This is a genomic window from Streptomyces sp. NPDC088246, from assembly GCF_044741025.1.
Lineage (GTDB): Bacteria > Actinomycetota > Actinomycetes > Streptomycetales > Streptomycetaceae > Streptomyces.
Window position 1 is genome coordinate 1 of sequence record NZ_JBIURV010000094.1, and the last position, 16,764, is coordinate 16,764.

The 16,764-nt window shown below is 67.1% G+C and carries 11 protein-coding genes and 3 pseudogenes; 4 read left to right on the forward strand and 10 right to left on the reverse strand.

The features are described 5' to 3' along the window. The coding region (locus ACIPEK_RS44610; protein ID WP_402008415.1) for an ISL3 family transposase at positions 1–1,607 on the forward strand (1,607 nt) is incomplete at its 5' end. Here the strand turns inward: ACIPEK_RS44610 and ACIPEK_RS44615 are convergent. Further along, positions 1,596–2,105: a hypothetical protein gene (locus ACIPEK_RS44615; protein WP_402008416.1), complete on the reverse strand. Its 510-nt coding sequence runs from the start codon at positions 2,103–2,105 to the stop codon at positions 1,596–1,598. The two genes, ACIPEK_RS44610 and ACIPEK_RS44615, sit on opposite strands and share 12 nt — an antisense overlap. A gap of 215 nt (positions 2,106–2,320) precedes the next feature. Between ACIPEK_RS44615 and ACIPEK_RS44620 the strand changes: the two are divergent. Beyond that, positions 2,321–2,707 (forward strand): annotated as a pseudogene (locus tag ACIPEK_RS44620) (IS701 family transposase); the annotation flags it as partial. A gap of 39 nt (positions 2,708–2,746) precedes the next feature. Here the strand turns inward: ACIPEK_RS44620 and ACIPEK_RS44625 are convergent. The 8 genes and pseudogenes from ACIPEK_RS44625 to ACIPEK_RS44660 all read right to left on the reverse strand — a co-directional run bounded on the left by ACIPEK_RS44625 (position 2,747) and on the right by ACIPEK_RS44660 (position 11,076). Next, positions 2,747–3,949: an alpha/beta hydrolase family protein gene (locus tag ACIPEK_RS44625; RefSeq protein WP_402008418.1), complete on the reverse strand. Its 1,203-nt coding sequence runs from the start codon at positions 3,947–3,949 to the stop codon at positions 2,747–2,749. Between the two features lie 262 nt (positions 3,950–4,211). Then, positions 4,212–5,444: pseudogene (locus ACIPEK_RS44630) on the reverse strand (helicase associated domain-containing protein); the annotation flags it as partial. A 675-nt stretch (positions 5,445–6,119) separates the two neighbouring features. Next, entirely contained in the window at positions 6,120–6,887 is a 768-nt protein-coding gene (locus ACIPEK_RS44635; protein ID WP_402008420.1) for an IPT/TIG domain-containing protein, read from the reverse strand. A gap of 309 nt (positions 6,888–7,196) precedes the next feature. Further along, on the reverse strand, positions 7,197–7,595 hold the full coding sequence (locus ACIPEK_RS44640) for a hypothetical protein (RefSeq protein WP_402008422.1): 399 nt from the start codon (positions 7,593–7,595) through the stop codon (positions 7,197–7,199). Positions 7,596–7,643: 48 nt separating this feature from the next. After that, positions 7,644–8,696: a helix-turn-helix domain-containing protein gene (locus tag ACIPEK_RS44645; protein ID WP_402008434.1), complete on the reverse strand. Its 1,053-nt coding sequence runs from the start codon at positions 8,694–8,696 to the stop codon at positions 7,644–7,646. An 84-nt stretch (positions 8,697–8,780) separates the two neighbouring features. Continuing rightward, positions 8,781–9,500, reverse strand: coding sequence for an IS6 family transposase (locus tag ACIPEK_RS44650; protein WP_402008424.1), 720 nt, complete (start codon positions 9,498–9,500; stop codon positions 8,781–8,783). A 249-nt stretch (positions 9,501–9,749) separates the two neighbouring features. Then, positions 9,750–9,968, reverse strand: coding sequence for a hypothetical protein (locus ACIPEK_RS44655; protein ID WP_402008426.1), 219 nt, complete (start codon positions 9,966–9,968; stop codon positions 9,750–9,752). 190 nt (positions 9,969–10,158) lie between these two features. Then, a complete protein-coding gene (locus tag ACIPEK_RS44660; RefSeq protein WP_402008428.1) occupies positions 10,159–11,076 on the reverse strand; it encodes an NAD(P)H-binding protein in 918 nt (305 codons plus the stop codon). A gap of 241 nt (positions 11,077–11,317) precedes the next feature. Between ACIPEK_RS44660 and ACIPEK_RS44665 the strand changes: the two genes are divergently transcribed. Next, positions 11,318–11,788: a winged helix-turn-helix transcriptional regulator gene (locus ACIPEK_RS44665; RefSeq protein ID WP_402008430.1), complete on the forward strand. Its 471-nt coding sequence runs from the start codon at positions 11,318–11,320 to the stop codon at positions 11,786–11,788. Between the two features lie 362 nt (positions 11,789–12,150). On the opposite strand, the gene ACIPEK_RS44670 is transcribed toward ACIPEK_RS44665, so the two are convergent. Beyond that, complete coding sequence (locus tag ACIPEK_RS44670) at positions 12,151–13,482, reverse strand: hypothetical protein (RefSeq protein WP_402008432.1); 1,332 nt, start codon at positions 13,480–13,482, stop codon at positions 12,151–12,153. Between the two features lie 1,265 nt (positions 13,483–14,747). Here ACIPEK_RS44670 and ACIPEK_RS44675 point away from each other — a divergent pair. Beyond that, positions 14,748–16,125, forward strand: a pseudogene (locus ACIPEK_RS44675) (IS1380 family transposase). Positions 16,126–16,764: the final 639 nt, after the last annotated feature.

Genomic DNA, 16,764 nt, shown 5'->3' on the forward strand with positions numbered 1-16,764 from the left:
CCAGGCCCTCCTGGCCACCTGGACCGGCGCCTGCTCGATATGCGGCCAACCCGCACCAACCCCCGAACCCCACCACAGGACCTAACAAAGCCCTAGTAGAGGTTCGGTGTACAGCGGACGGGGCTGCGTGTCCGGACTGTGGCAGTCGTTCGAGCCGGATTCACAGCTCCTACCTGTGTTTCCCTGCCGACGTTTCAAGCGGAGGACGGCGGGTGGTTCTCTGCCTGCGGGTCCGACGGTTCTTCTGCCCGGCCCCATCGTGCGGACGGCGGACATTCGTTGAGCAGATGGCGGGGCTGACCAGGCGGCACAGTCGGTGGACCGAGCGACTACGTGCGACGCTTACGGCGATCGGTCTGGCTCTCGCCGGCCGGGCTGGTGCCCGGATGGCACGGGTCTTTGGGACGTCCGTCAGCCGCTGCACGATCTTGCGTCTGCTCGCCACGTTGCCCGACCCGGACGCCCCCACCCCGCGGGTGGTCGGTGTCGGTGAGTACGCGACGCACAAAGGTCGGGTCTACGGCACGGTTCTGGTCGATTGTGAAACCCGCCGACCGGTGGACCTGTTGCCTGACCGGGAGGCGTCCAGCTTGGCCGAGTGGCTGGCGAAGCGGCCAGGAATCGAGGTGGTCTGCCGGGACCGAGCTCTGTTCTTCGCGGAAGGCGCCACAGCCGGGGCGCCCCAAGCGACCCAGGTCGCTGACCGTTGGCATCTGTGGCACAACCTCAGCGAGGCCGCTGAGCGGACCGTCGCCCACCACCGCCAGTGCCTGCGCGTCCTCGCCCTCGAACCGGCACGAGACGAGGTTGACGAGCCCACACCGCCCGAACCCGAGGGGACGCTGGCCTCGCCCTGGCAGAGCGACCGGTTCGCCAACCGCATCCGAACCAGGCACGCCACCGTCCACGCACTACTGGAAGCCGGGCATAGCCGCCGCTCGATCGGCCGCCAGCTCCGCATGACCCACCGCACCGTCAAAAGCCTTGCCGACGCCGTCAGGCCCGAAGACCTCTTCCGCGGACAATGGCAGCACAACCAGACCTCAGCCCTGGACGAGTACAAGCCCTACCTGGACGACCGCTGGAACGAGGGCTGCACCAACGCATGGAAGCTCTGGGAAGAGATCGTCCCGCTCGGATACCTGGGCAGTTACGGCATCGTCAGTGCCTACATCAGGAAGAAGCGCACCTCACCCCGCCCCGTCACCGCACAGCCGCCAGCACCCCGCACGGTGACCAAGTGGATCCTCAGTCGGCCGGAATCCCTCACCGAGACTGAACAACTCCGGCTCAAAGCTGTCCTGGCCAACTGCCCTGAACTCGACGCCCTTACCGGCCACGTCCGGTCCTTCGCCCAGATGCTCACCGAGCGCCAGGGCGAACGGCTCCCGCAGTGGCTCCACGCAGTCCGCCAGGACGACTTGCCCAGTCTGCACACTCTGGCCGCGGGCATCGACCGCGACCGCGACGCGGTCACTGCCGGTCTGACCCTGCCCTGGAGCTCCGGAGTCGTCGAAGGGCACGTCAACCGGATCAAGATGCTCAAGCGACAGATGTTCGGCCGTGCAGGCTTCCATCTGCTGCGGAAGCGGGTACTACTTGCCTGAGCCGGTCGGCCGAGTTACGGCCCCTTCAAGGGCGGAAGCCACAGTCTCGTTTTGGTGCAGATAGCCATCACTAGGACAGCCAGCATCCGGGTCCCCGGTCGGACACATAGAAGGGTCGTCTTCGTCACCGAAGAAATAGACGTATACCTCGCAGTCGCCAGCGGAGAAGATCAGCGACAGGACGGTGCCGTGTGTGGCGGTCTCGTCAGCGGCATTGAACTGGTCGGCATCAGCTGAGGCATAGAACGCCCAGCGGCCAGATGCCAGGGCCGAAGGGGTCTTGCAGTCTGACGCGACGGGCAACTCGTCGAAGTGCTCGGCAGCGAAGGTGTGATCCTCTTGGAAGGTCAGGGACGTACCTGCCTCGCTGGTCCATCGCCCCTCCACCTGATCCGCTGAAACCTCTGCGGCATAGATCCCCGCAGCCCAGCCGCAGGACACCGTCAGCGCGACCACCAGCCCTATGAAGGCGATCGAGCGCCACAACTGTCGGCTCACGCCAACCCCTTCCCGTACCTCCGGGCGGACGCCCTCCTCACGGCCTCATCGACCGAACCCCAACTATATTTGAACGCGATCAAATAGCGTAGTGCTCCGCCATCAAGGCAACAGGCAGAACGCAAGGACCCCGGCCAGAGTTGGCCAGGGCACCATCCTCCAACCATCACCCAGCGTGTTCTCATCACGGAAGTTGAGCCAGAACCCCTTCTCGCGTACAGAGCCACGAGGTCTACGGCGGCAACCCAAAGCTGTGCTCCGCGCTGGAAGAGCGCCAGGCCGGCTACGTGCTCGCCGCCGCCTGCTCGGCCGAAGTCACCACCGGTGCGGGGAAGTTCCGCGCGGATTCCCTGGCCGCGAAGGTGCCCAAGCGGGCCTGGCAGAAGCTGTCGGCCGGGGCCGGTGCCAAGGGGCACCGCTTCTACGACTGGGCGGTCATCGATCTGGCCGAACCCCGCCCCGGCAGCCGCCAGCTGCTGATCCGCCGCAACCGCACCACCGGTGAACTCGCCTACTACCGCTGCTTCTCACTCGACCCGGCGCCCCTGAACACCCTGGTCCGCGTCGCTGGATCAAGGTGGCGGGTGGAGGAGACCTTCCAGCATCCGTGCGTCCGGGGGCGCTCCTGTGTGTGCCGGTATTCAGGGCCGCTGGAAGACGACCTCGGGGTTGTCGGGTGTGGGGCCGTCCAGCAAGGGCTGGTGCCGTCCGCGCAGGTGCTGGTCGAGGAAGGCGCTGACGTAGTCACGGGTGATCCGGACCTGCCGGTCGGTGGAGAGCGTGACCGTGGGGTCCAGCGTCACGCCCAGCCGGTCCTCCAGGACGGGGACGTCGGTGAAGCTGGAGTGGCCGGAGCCCTCGACGCCGATCCAGCGCTTCCAGCCGTCCAGCCGCTGCCAGCCCTGGTCCCAGGACTCGTCCTTGCCGCCGGGGGAGTGCGAAGCGGTGCCCAGCATCATGAAGGGGCGCCCGGCGAGGCCGGAGGCGGGAACGCGCTCCTGGAACGTGCCGTCCATGTTGATCCCCGCGTCGAAGCGCGGGTCGGCGAGCATCGCGGAGGCGGCTGCGCTGCCGCCGATGGAGTGGCCGGCCACGGCGACCCGGCGCCGGTCGATCATGCGGGAGCCCTCCCAGGCGGGACGGTGGCCGGTCAGCCGGTCCAGTACGAAGGAGAGGTCGGCGGCCCGACCGGTGGAGACGAGCCTGCCCAGTTCCTCCCGGGCCTCCTCGCTGGGCGCGGACGTCATCTTCTCGCAGGCCACGCAGGTCAGGAGCTGGCCGTCGGGCAGCTCGGTCCCGAGGGACTCGTAGGCATGGTCGACGCTCGCCACCACGTAACCGCGGCTCGCCAGGTCCTCGGCGAGCGAGGTCACCGTCGCCCGGGGGTTGCCGAAGCCCGGGGAGAGCAGTGCCAGGGGGAAGTGCCCGGGGGCCGTCCGGGCGCCGGTGCGGGCATGGGTGCCGAGCGAGCTGAGCGTCGCCGGCTGCACGGTGCCTTCCAGCCCGATGCCCGCCAGCAGCAGGCGGGCTTCCCCGGTGCTCATGTACGGAGCGGTGGCGCCACCCCGCCCGGGGCGGGCGGGGTAGTACAGGGACACCATCAGTTCGCGGTCCCCGGACTCAGGCACCCAGGGGTCGGTGCGGTCGTGGTCGGTGAGGTGGAGGATGTCGCTGCCGACGGTGTACGGACCGGTCGGGCGGGGCAGTTCGAGCGTGGTGGCGGCGGAGGTGGCCGGGGCGGGCGCGGGGCCGGGTACGGCGTGGGCGGTGGCGGCGGGCGTGGCCAGCAGGGCCATGGTGGCGAGGGCGGCGGCAGCGGTCCGTCTGCGGAGTCTGATCGTCATGTGAAGGACACTAGGCAGCCGAATCGGACAGGGCATCGGCCCGGAGGGTGATCTCGTGGGGGACCAGGGGCATACGTACGGGATACCGCAGAGGTAGTGGGCGGGCGACTACCGACCATCGTGGCCGGGCCGCGTCCCTTCCGTACGGCGGCGGACAGGACCGCGCTCGACAGCACGAGACCCCGGGCGCTATCGCCCGGGGTCTCTCTGCGACATGACGTGACGTCTGCCCTGCCGGTTCAACGATTGGCCATGGCTGGTGTCACGCCCACTCCACCCCGAGCTCGGCGAGGGCGGCGTGCTGCTCGGGGGTGAGCCGGTCGCGGCGGCTTTTGGTGTTGCTGATGAACACGCCGAGCTTCACGACGTGGTCCTGGCCGTCGACCTTGACGGGCTCTTCATGCTCCCTCGGAACTGGCCGCTCGTGTCCTTCGCGGTGGAGGTATTGGGCGAGGGCTGCGACTCCTCGCCGGAACGGTGCCGACAGACCACCCGCTTCCTTGGCCGCCCCTGCTTTCACCAGTGCCGGTTGGGGCTCTTCGGGTGTCACGCCGAGCCCGGTCAGCCGTTCCTGCTGCATGGTGGTCAGCTGCGCCCAGGTGTGTGCCCTGCGCTGCTGCGCGAGCCATTTCCCGAGGTCGTCGCCTTCGAAGAGGACGCCGGGCTGGATGTCGGGGAGGGTGCCGCCGGCCTCGGTGTCGGCGAGGTCAGCGAGGATCCGGTAGTGGCGTTGCCAGTCCAGCGGCCACGAACACTTCCGGTCCTCATCGATCGCCGTCTGCTGTTCGGCGCGCGCCGTGGCCCGTTCGCTGTCCTTGCCCAGGCCGTCCTTCCTGCGCAGGTTCGCCATCAACTGCCCGATCGCCACAAGGTCGTCGTCGGCCTCGCCCCATACCGCGTCCTGCCGCGGGGCCAGATGCCCGTGGGCCCGGTGGAACGACCGGAGCGCGGCGAGCTTTGTCTCCCACGCTTCGTCGCCGGGCTCCCAGACCATGCCCTCCTGGTCGAGGAGTTCCTTGCGGTGGCCGTCGAGTTCCCTGGCGCGCTGGGCACGCCGTTGTTGGTGGACCCACCGGCCGAGGGGGAAACGGGCGACGCCGACCTCGACCATGGTGTCGTAGGGCACCGAGAACAGCCCGGTGATCTCGTGTTCCTCGCGCCAGCGTCGCAGTGCTTGGTATCCGTCCAGCCACACCAGCGACTCCGGCCGGAACACCCTCGTGCGGAGGAACGCGGCGATCGTCGCCGGGGCGCGTGGGGTGGAGAAGTGGAGCAGTGCGGACTCGACGACGGCCCGGGTGCCGTCCTCCAGCTCGACGACCTCACCTTCACCGGCACCCTCGGCCACGACGATCCGCCCGTGCTCGTCCCGCTTCAGGTGTACCGGTCGTTCCCTGCTGCTGCGTGTCAGGGCGCGGGATGCGAGCTGCTCGACCAGTCGTTCATCGTGCGAGCGCTGGCCCTGGAGCAGGGTTATAAGGGGTGCAAACGAGGCTCGACCCCTCACAGTTGCTGCTGCTTGGGGCACTCCCTCTTGCCGCCGCATCGTGGCGGGCGGTATCGGGACACGCCTTCTCCTGTTCCGTGCGGAAGCCGCAGACCGGGCTCCTCACGTCGCCTGCATGCCGGACACCACCTGGCCAATAGACGGGCACCCGCCAGGCTCATCCCGGGATTTCGGGAACACCCCGGTTTCGATGTCGTCTGATTTCGCTTCGACACGTCAGCAGCGATTCACTTGCGTTCGTCTTCCCGGTCCCCACCTGACGCCTCTTACGGCGCCTTTTCCTCATCGCTCACCACGACGGTCTTCAACCAACGCGGCATGAGGTGGTTTGAAGTCTCCCCCCGCAGGGCGGCTTCGAAGGGCCACAAAACCTTCATCTTCCGCACAGCACCACTCTCGGAAGCTGTCCTACTGTCAACTTCCCTTCGTGTTCAGGACACAATCCCGGGCGAAATAGGCCGCTGCCCGACGCAGGATCTCCCGCTCCAGCTGCCATTCCTTGCTTGACCTCGGTCCCGTCCTCCAGCCGCTCTACGTGGGCCCTGGGGACCTTCACAGAGCCCGTACTGCGCCAGGGGCCCCACGCCCCGCTCGAAGGCCCCCGCAGGCGCCGTGGACGGCTTCGCGGGCGCCTCCGGCTCCGGAATCCTTACCGGTTGGGGGTCAGATATCTGGTCCGGTGAGGTAGGTGTAGCCGCCGGGCAGGCTGTAGCTGCCACCGGGGGTTTTAACGATGACGTCAGCTGCGCCTGCTGCGTTCGGCGGTGCGACAGCGGCGATCTCGGTGTCGGAGACGACCGTGAACGGAGCGCTTGGCCCGCCGGCTTGAATGGCGTTGGGGCCGATGACTACCTGCTCGGTCGAACTCAGTTCGGTGCCGGTGATGGTGACGGCCGTGCCGCCCGACGACGGGCCCGAGGCGGGATCGAGGGCGGTGATCGTCGGGTTGGCGAAGTAGCTGTAGCTGATGCCGTCGGTGCTTCCTCCTGCGGTGACCACGGTGATCGGAACGGTGCCGACACCGCTTGCCGCGGGTACAGTGACGGTGATCTCGCTGTCGCTGACGCTGGTGATCGTGCCCGCGTTGGCCCCGAAGTCCACGGCACTGGCACTTGCCAGGTTCAGGCCGGTGATGGTGACGGTGTTTCCGCCGCTGAACTGTCCCGCGTCGGGGCTGACGGAGACGACCAACGGCGGGCCCGTGTAGAAGAACGGTTCCGGGTTGCTGGTGCCGCCGGCGGTCGTGACTGTCACAGCCACCGTCCCCGTTCCCGAAGGTGAGACGGCGGTGAGCTGGGTGGGCGAGACATTGATGACGTTGGTGGCCGACTTGGAGCCGAAGTCCACTGCGGTTGCCCCGCCGAGGTTCGTGCCCGTGATGGTCACTGTGGTGCCACCAGCGGTGGTGCCCTGATCAGGAGAGACAGGCATGGCATTCCTCACGCAACGTAGACGTTGTGCGAGCCGTTGCATCTCCTCCACGCAGGATGCGCGTTGTGACATCGCTGACGCGGAAATCACCAGGCGCCGTGAGCGGGGCCCGGCACACGCCGATGGCAGCGCACCCTTCGGAGAGGGATGGGCGGCCCACCGGTTCAGAGTTACATCAGTAACCCATCCCAGCTGATTGCATGACAAGAGAGCTGTCGCCTCGCCACCCATTTGGCCGAGCGCGCGAATCCCTCGCCCTTACCGAGTGGATATCGATGACCTGGGGCGACGCCGTTTCCGGCAAGCTGGTCAGCTTTCCCGTATGACAGGTTTCGCGGACATGTCTTCGCGGTACTTGCGTGGTTCCCGGTACAGCGTGGAGCGGCTCACGCCGAGTTCGGCGGCGACTTGCTCGGGGACCGCGCCGTCCTTGATCCGCTGAGCGCTCCCGCGCGGGTGGTCGCGTTGAGCTTCGCCGGACGCCCGGAGCCCTCCCGCTACCAGGTCGACAGCAACCGCCTCACCTGCCTGGGGCTCTGCGGCATCAGCATCGGCCGCAACAAGGTAGGCCTCATCGAGGCCTGCGTCGGAGACCTTGGACGTGACCTGCCCAGTGCGGAGCGCGCCCACTGGCTCAGCTTCAACGAGGCTCCGAGCGGCGGGCTGGACGAAGACCGATTCCGGCGCGACATCCTCGGCCAGTGGCACGACGGTCCCCCCCGACCCTGCCCCTGCCGAAAACCTCATCCACCGAGGTCAGGCTGCATGTTGGTATTCGTGGAGAATACCGCCGAGGCGGTCGCGTCGTCGTATGTCCAGGCGGGTTATCCCGTGCGGATCGGTGATCGGCGTGGGCAGCGGGTACAGCGGACGGGCGTTGGCGATGCCCTGATGGGGTCGGTGCCCGTTGTAGAAGTGTTCGAACTCGCGCAGGGCGTGGATCAGATGTCGCTGGTTCCAGATCAAGGTGCGGTCCAGCAGTTCGCGTCGGCAGGTCTGCACCCAGCGTTCCGTGATCGAGTTCATTCGCGGCATCTGGACGCCACTGAGCACGACCTCTATCCCCGCATCCCGCAGGACCGTGTCGAACAGGTCGGAAAATTTTCCGTCCCGGTCCCGGATCAAGAACCGCGCCCGGCAGCCTGTGTCCTCCAAGTCCATGACCAGATTCTTCGCGGCCTGCACCACCCAAGCGCAGGACGGGTGCGCGGTCGCACCCAGAATGCGGATCCGGCGACTGCCGTGCTCGATCACCGCGAACACGAACAGCCGCGCCCCGAACAAGGAGACCGTCTCCAGAAAGTCGCAGACCAGCAGGGCCTCGGCCTGGGAACGCAGGAAGTCCGCCCAGGTACTCGAGCTCCGTTCGGGTGACGGGTCGAATCCGGCGTCCCGCAGGATCTCCCAGACGGTGGAGGCGGCCACTTTCACGCCGAGGACCATCAGTTCGCCGTGGATGCGGCGGTAGCCCCAGCTGGGGTTCTCCCGTGCCAGGCGCAGGATAAGAACGCGGATGGACTGCACGGTACGCGGCCGTCCCGGTCGTTTCGGGCGTGACGCGGCAGCGTGGCGGTGTGCGACCAGGTCGCGGTGCCAGCGCAGCACGGTGTCCGGCTGAACGAGCAGCCGTAGCTGGCGCAGTACGTCCAGCGGGAGCCGATGCAGCAGCGCCGCCAGAAACACTCGATCGCTCGGGCTGAACCGCACCTTCGCCTTGCCGAGTTGACGCTCCAGCACCGACAGTTGGTGGCGCAGGGCGAGGATCTCGATGTCCTTGTCCCTGACGCCCATCGGCAGCAGGCGCAGCATGGCGAACGGCGCTGTCAAGTTGTTGAGTATGTCGGTGCCTGACGGCGCGTTGGGGCATGGTGGGCTTGCGGTCCGGGCCTGTGGTCAGGCTGTGGTGGGCCGGCTGGCAGCTTGGGTGATCTGGTCCCAGATCGCGAAGCGGACGGTCATCTGGGCTCGGTGGTCGGAGGCTGTCATCAGGTGGCGGTGAGGGCGGAAGTGGGGCGAGATGCCGCTGAACGCGGACAGGAACCGCTGGGCCCCGCCTACGGAACGGAATCCCTTCATGGCGCGTTCACGCTGCCGCGTGGGCTGGTGGGAGTTCTCCGCCCGGTTGTTCAGGCCCTTGTGGGAGCGGTGTTCCACCGAGGACATGACCTCGCGGTGCGCCGCGCTGTAGGAGCGGAGCTTGTCGGTGACGACCACCCTCGGCATCGTACGGGTCTTCTTTATCAGGCGGCGGAAAAAGCGTCTTGCCGCGGTCTTGTCCCGCCGATTCTGGACGAGGATGTCGAGGACGTTGCCATTCTGGTCGACGGCCCGCCACAGATACTTCAGCTCGCCGTTGACCTTGATGAAGACCTCGTTCCGGTGCCACTTGTCCCCGGGCCGTGGCCGACGGCGGCGCAGTCCGTCGGCATAGGCCTGTCCGAACTTCAGGCACCAGCGGCGGACCGTCTCGTAGGAGACGATGATGCCGCGCTGCAGCATCAGCTCCTCCACCTCGCGGAATGACAACGGGAAGCGGAAGTACAGCCACACGCAGTGGGAGATCACCTCGACCGGGTACCGGTGCCCCTTGTACGACGGCGGCGTACTGCCCACGGACAACCCCCTCCACCATGATCAACCCGAAGATCATCCCACCCGTCAGCCAACGTGACAGTGCCGTTTCATGTACTGCCCGACGTGGCCGGGGCGTGTTCGGTTCGCTGGCGGCGTGGGTCGCACTCGCACGTGTGAGCCGAGGGAGCCCGGGCTGGCTGTGCCCTGGGGATGTGGCATTGCCGCTGCGCTGCAACCAACTAGACCGCCTACCTCCGGGCGGGACGCCACACACAGACGAGATGAGACCTACCTTCGACCGCTGATCATTTCGCCATCCGGCAGACGTGACAGGGCGGCGTCCCGGTGAAGAGCCGATGCCTGCATCACCGTCAGTTCACTCCAGCGTTCGATCCCGCTGTGGGCCTCAAGGACCTTGGCGAGCAACTCGTTCATGTCAGTCCCGGCTGCCTGCCGCATCGCGGCGAGGGGCGCTGGGGACTTCACTCCATCGGCGAGGATGTCCAAGATCGCACGCCGAGGGTGGTCTCCCGGAGGGCCAGGAGTGCCCAGGACCTGCATGACGGCGTCAATCACGACGGCGTCAATGGAGCACCCGCGCGGATCCGACACCCGGGCCTTTCTTGTCATGCCTGGACAGTACCGAGCGACTATTGGATCGGCAGGTCCAACTTGGCTGTTCAGGGCCCTTTGGCGGTCAGCTTAATTTCGGGGGCACGAAGTTCGAACCGTTGTGATCGAAGTCGTGCCTCCTGTCGATGACGAACTCCTCCACGGTCATGGGAGAGCGATTGCCGATGACCTCGATGAGGTTGTTCGTGCCCTGGAAGATGCCGTTCTGGTAGTCGATGGCGACATTGCTCAGGTGCTGGATCAGGTGGGACTCCCTCCTCAGGGAAGCCAGCCCGTCCGCGAACTCCTCGACGCTGACGGGTTCGTACGTGACGGGGATGTCGAGTGCGCGCGAGACCGCCTTGGCGATTCCGTAGTGGTCCATCTCCACCGGGCCGTGCAGGGGATAGGTCTGGCGATCGTGCGGCTCGGGCTTCTCGAGGATGGCGGCGATCACGTACGCCTGATCAACCGCGGCGACGGGAGCGTGACGGCCGTTTCCGAACGGAAGGCGGAGTACGCCCTCGTCTCCCTGGCGACCCCACCACCAGCCGATCCATTCGGTGAAGAACGTCGGCCGCAGGTGCGCGGTGAGTAGCGTCGTGCGGTCAAGCAGGCGCTCGCCGAGCCAGTGCTGGCGCGCTTGGTTGCTGACGGCTTCCCGGCGGGCAGAGATCTGCGACATGTTGACGACCGATCGGACGCCGGCCTCGGTGGCCGCCTGCGCGAACGTGACCGTGGCGTCGAGCAGGCCCGGGGCGATCGGGTAGCAGAAGTAAGCTCCGCTCACTCCTCGTAGGGCGGTGCTCACGCCATGGAAGTCGAGCAGGTCGCCCACGATGATTTCGGCGCCCGTGGCAGCGAGCTGCCGCGAACGGTCGTCCTCCCGGTGCACGAGAGCGCGTACACGGTGCCCTCGTTCCAGGAGCAGTTGCACGGTGGTCTTCCCTGTGTTCCCCGTTGCGCCGGTGATCAGGAAGAGTCGGTCATCGTTCTTCGCCATGCTCGTCGACCTCCTTGCGAATCACGCCCGCCTCGGCGGCGAAGTGGTGGCGCCGGGGGAATGGCGCACGTGTTCAGGAGCGCGCCGGGCGGACGGCCGGAGTGTTGTACCAGGGCGACCTGCGCGGGACTGGTGCCGGAAATCCTGACTTTTGTTTCCTATAGCCAGAAGCCTACACCTGATCTGGCTATGGGAAGCTATAGCCAGAGAGGGAGGCGGGTAGGAGGTGAGGAGTATGCCGATGCGCCTTGTGGGAGCTCTGGCCGATCGCACGCAATGGGTGGCGGACGACTGCTCGATCGACCGGACGATGCGGATCCTCGGTACCCGATCGGCCATGCTGATCATGCGGGAAGCGCATTACGGAACCACACGGTTCGACGACTTCGTACGGCGCGCCGGGATCACCGAGGCTGTCGCCGCGGCACGGCTTCGCGAGCTGCTCAAAGCCGGCCTGCTTGAGCGGCGCACGTACCAGGAGCCAGGCCAGCGCAGTCGGAAGGAATACGTTCTGAGCCAGGCCGGAGTGGACCTCCAGCCGGCCCTCCTGGCGCTCATGCAGTGGGGCGACCGTCACCTGCCCCGCCCGGACGGGCCACCACTGGTCCTGCGCCACGCCGGATGCGATGCACCGGTTGCCCTGCGGCTGGCCTGCGAGCAGGGCCACGAGGTGCAACCGGAGGAAGTCGCGGTGCACTCCAGACTGAGCTGACCACCCCTGGCTAGGAGTTGTCATCAAAGTGCCACGTCTACATCAGGAACGACGCGAGGGCGACGGCTTGGTGTGAGGTTCCACCGAGTGCGGAAGGTTGCCGGGAGCCGGAGGCTCGAAGCGGTCGAAGAAGTCGTGCCTGGCGCGAGCTGCTGAGGGGCTGGGACGTGGTCAAGTCGGTGCCGATGCGTCTCCGTGGCATGGATGGAGCGATCATCGAACACCGTGCTTGGCCACGTCCCAGCCCCGACTTGCCGCGGTCTTCCACCGGAAACCCAGCCGCGAGAACGACGCAGCCCTGCGCTTTGCTCCGCCGGCCGGAATGCCGCAGCGCGGGTCCCGCACTGTCCAAGCCGTTGGTATCAGTGGACGATTCGCTCCATGATCCAGTCGACCAGTGGCTTGGTCACCTGGCTGTGCTCGGTGTTCTCGCTGTCGCACTTGAACTCGTCGAGCGCGCTCTTCTCGTCGGCTTCCTCGACCTTCTCGTACGGGTCGACGTCCCACTTGGCCGGGTCGTAGTCCAGCGCGACCGCACTCACGGAGGGGACGAAGCAGCTGAACTTGTACTTCTCCGGAATGTCAGCCCCGAGTGCCGCGGCGATCTTGCCGAAGGAGCCGAGGGTGCCACCGGGCGTGCCGTCTAGGCCGGGAACGTACGAGGTGAAGCCCCGTCGGACCTGGCCGGCGGCCCGCATCTCACCGATCGGCTTGCGCGTTCCGCCATCGGGCTGGAAGTTCGCCTGGGCGTAGACGACCAGTGGCACCTGCCGCTTGAACACCTCCGTGCCGGCCGGCAGGTCGCGGCCGGTGCCGTTGCCGGTGCCGTTGGCCACGCCCAGCTTGCGCGGCCGTCGCGGGAACTGGCCGAGGTCGCGCAGTTCGGCCAGGAACTGCGTGCGCAGTTCGCTGGAGGTGGCGACGGGGCCTTCGTACTTCGCGTCCGGGATCCATGCGTACAGCAGCTGCTGCGCGGCGGGGCTCCTGATCAGCTCGGCCTCCTTGACCTTGTCGGGCTCGGCCGGCAGCGACTCGAAGAAGTAGGCCATCTGCTGGAGGATCAGCGGGATCCAGGCGCCGTTGTGTGGGGAGTCCCAGGAGAGGTAGGTCGCGGTCTGGTGGTCCTGGTGCTGGTTCTCCATCTCGGCGAGGGCGTAGCGGGTGATGATGCCGCCCATGCTGACCCCGCCGACGATCAGCGGCGCAGAGCCCTGCCTCTCTTGGATGACCTTGTTGATGGCGCTGATCACCACCCCGGCGTTGGCCTGGATGTAGGTGTGGCGCTCCTCGAAGCCGACCAGGACAACGTCGATGCCCGCGGTGAGCAGCTGCTCGAGGAAGCCCACGTTGCTGCCCGGGTAGGGCGCGTTGAAGTGGGCGAACAGCCCCGGCAGGTCACTGCGGCCGTAGTTGAAGCCGTCTGCAAAGATGAACGGCTGCTCCAGCTCGTCGTGGCCGTCGGCGAGGTAGACCGCAGCCTCGCCGACGGCCACCTCCCGCCGGTACGGTCGGGCGGACCGAAGCGGCCAGGTATGCTTCGGCTGCCGGTCGCTGTCGCGCGCCACGCCCGTCGGGGTGCCGAACCAAGGGCCTTGCGGCAGTTTCTTGGCGAACTCCGCCACCTTGTCCGCCGAGGACTTCTCCTCGGCCTGCTTCCACGTCAGTTCGACGTCGATCCTGGCTTCCTGTGCCATGGGACAGCTACCGCCTCTGCGTAGGTGTTGTTCACGGGCCCGCCACAGCCCATCCCTGATCACGTGCGAGCGGGCGGGCAGTGCACGGGATTTGTCACAACTCCGGGCAGAGGATGGGATCCGCCACCTGCCCTCGCAGTGACCAACTACAACATTGCCCTCACTCAGCGTGTCGCGCAAAAGCGGCCCGCCTCGCCGCCCAGGCAGCTGGCCCCTTGAGCCGGCCGACGCAGGCGCTTACCGCGGCGGTGGGAATTACGCCGGTAGGGGTGGTCCTACTGGACGCCGGGTAACCTCAATGGCAGGGGCGAGCGCCGAACTGGCTATGGGACGCACGAACGCATGCCGAGGGAAACAGGACCGCGCAACCTCATACGCCAGACGGGTCTTGCCAGCAGTCGACTCACCGACGATGAGCACGAATCCGCTCTCCTGCACGGCCTGCCGCAGCAGGGGCTCGGCATCGCGTTCCACGTAGGTCGGCGCCAATCGGCGATCAAGATGTCCGTCTGCGGGGTGAACGCCGTGTTCACGCGGGTCCCATGACGCGTCACCTCTACTGCCTGAGAGTGACCGTCTGCTTGGCATGCTCTGGTCCCGTCACCGTTTCCGGATTGGGTAAGCCATTAGACCCAAGTATCTCCTTCCGAATTCCTCCCGACTGAGTCGGGGATACGACAAGGCGCCTCATGGCGCACTGAAACCGGTCGGCGACCTGGACGGCGGTGGGCGCCCCGATGCTGGCGCCCGGATGCTGGGTCAGCCAGGTCGCGAGCGTGCCCGCCTCGCGATCCGGCAGTAGGTCCACCGGTCTGCGGGACTCGACGTCGACCAGCACGGTCCCGTAAACGCGCCCCTTGCGCATCGCGCGCTCATCAACGCCGACTACCCGTGGGATCCGCGGTTGAGGCTTGGGGAGACCGTCGACCAGGCGCAGGACCGTGTTCCGACTGACCCTCACCCCGAGGACGTCGGCCAGCCGGGCACCCGCTCGGCCGGCCAGGGCGAGGCCGACCGATGTCCTCCTCGGCCATTGGATCAGGAAATGCCGCACCAACACAGCGCAACTGACGGGGCCCCAGATCACCGCATTGACTGCCCTCGGTATAGAACTCGAGCCGGTCTTCCAAGAAGCCGTCCTAGCCTCGCGCTTTCATGAGCACGCTCGTCCATGCCTTGATCAAATAAGCAGAGAGTGCCTCTGACCTGCAACGATGGGACTTGTCTAGGGTCCTGTTGGCTGCACGGGAAGAAGCACTCTCCAGGTGAGTAAGCGTATCGGGTTGTACCCGCGGGTCCGCGTCGAGGGCGGCGGCAGGGGAACGGTCTCGCAGGCCGGGTCGGTGCTCCTGGTCGAGACGGTCCGCAAGGCCGGTCTGGACACCGCGATATCGGCGGCGCTGGCGCCGTGGCGCAAGCCGCGGGCAGTGCACGACCCGGGCAAAGCGCTGCTGGATGTCGCGCTCGCGACCGCTTTGGGCGGGGACTGCCTGGCCGACGTCGCCATGCTGCGGGCCGAGCCGGATGCCTTTGGCCCGGTGGCTTCCGACCCGACGGTCTCCCGTCTCATCGACGCTCTCGCCGCGTCCGGGCCGAAGGCGCTCACCGCGATCCGCACGGCGCGAGCCGAAGTGCGCACCCGGGTCCGGGAGTTGGCCGGTACGAGCAGTCCGGCCGCCGACAGCAGCGTGATCGTGGACATCGACGGCGTGCTGGTCCTCGCGCACTCCGAGAAGCAGGACGCCACACCGACCTGGAAGAAATCCTTCGGCCATCACCCGCTCGTCGCGTTCGTCGACCACGGCCAGAGTGGTTCCGGGGAGCCGGTGGCCGCCCTGCTGCGGCCCGGGAACGCGGGCTCCAACACCGCAAGCGATCACATCACCACCACCCGACTCGCCCTGGCCCAACTCCCCAGGCATCTGCGGCGGGGCCGGCAGACACTGATCCGTACCGACTCCGCCGGCGGCACCCATGCCTTCCTCGACTGGCTTTCCACACCGGGCCGGTGGCTGTCGTATTCCATCGGAATGACCACCACCGACCCTCCACCAAGCCGTACTGAAGATCCCGAAGAAGGCCTGGACACCGGCCTACGACGCCGAAGGCACCGAACGGCCCGGCGCCTGGGTCGCGGAGATCACCGACATGCCCGACCTGACCACCTGGCCCAAGGGAATGCGGCTGATCGTCCGCAAAGAACGCCCGCACCCCGGCGCCCAGTTGCGCTTCACCGACCTCGACGGACTGCGCCTCACCTGCTTCGCGACCAACACCAAGGGCGGCCAGCTCGCCGACCTCGAACTCCGCCACCGCAGGCGGGCCCGCTGCGAAGACCGGATCCGACACGCCCGCGACACCGGCCTGCGTAACCTGCCCCTGCACGACACCGCACAGAACCAGATCTGGCTCGAGATCGTCTCCCTCGCACTCGACCTGCTGGCCTGGATGCCGATGCTCGCCCTGACCGGCGACACCCGCCGCTGGGAACCCAAAAGACTCCGGCTCCGCCTGTTCTCCGCCGCCGCACAACTCATCAACACCGGCCGCCGCCACTGGCTCCGCTTCACCACCCGATGGCCCTGGACCAGCGTGATCACCCGGGCAATCGACCGGCTCCAAGCCCTCCTGAACCCCGGCTGAACAGCCACTTCGACCGCCCCGACGACCCGCACCACCACCCCGGGAAAGTGGAACCCGGCGCCCACCCGACGCGACAACCGGGCCATCAGCGTGCCCACTACCAGCCCGAACCGCCGTGACGGCCCGCCGAAGAAACCGACGGACAGTCACGAAATTTCGAGGCTAGAGGCGCCAGACACCCTCGAGGACGACGATGACTGGTGGGAAGTAGAACTGCCGTGGGTATCACCTTCGCGAATCCCCTCCTACTGACCACCCACGATCAGCAAGCTCCAGCGATGAATGGCGAGCCACAGCCGCAGTGGGGTTGGCAACCCCCGAAGCTGCTGGACTTCTGGTTCAGGGCACCTGTAAGTCAGACACGGCAGCTGTAAGTCTTGATCGCTGATGCGACGGGCCAGCACCGCGTCGGCAGGATGTCGGCCGTCCGGCGAGGCTGTCGGTGATCCGTAGGCGATGTGTCGGGGGCCGCTGGAACCGTGGGTGTCGAGCTGTCCTGCAGGGCAGCCGCAGCCGCCTTCAACAGCAAGGGAGCCCCGCCGCGATGTCGTCCACGTCCTCCATCCTGCCCTGGGATGTTCAACGGCTGCCGCGTGCCGATGGCAGCGTCTTCCTGGTCACCGGCGGCAACGCCGGCAT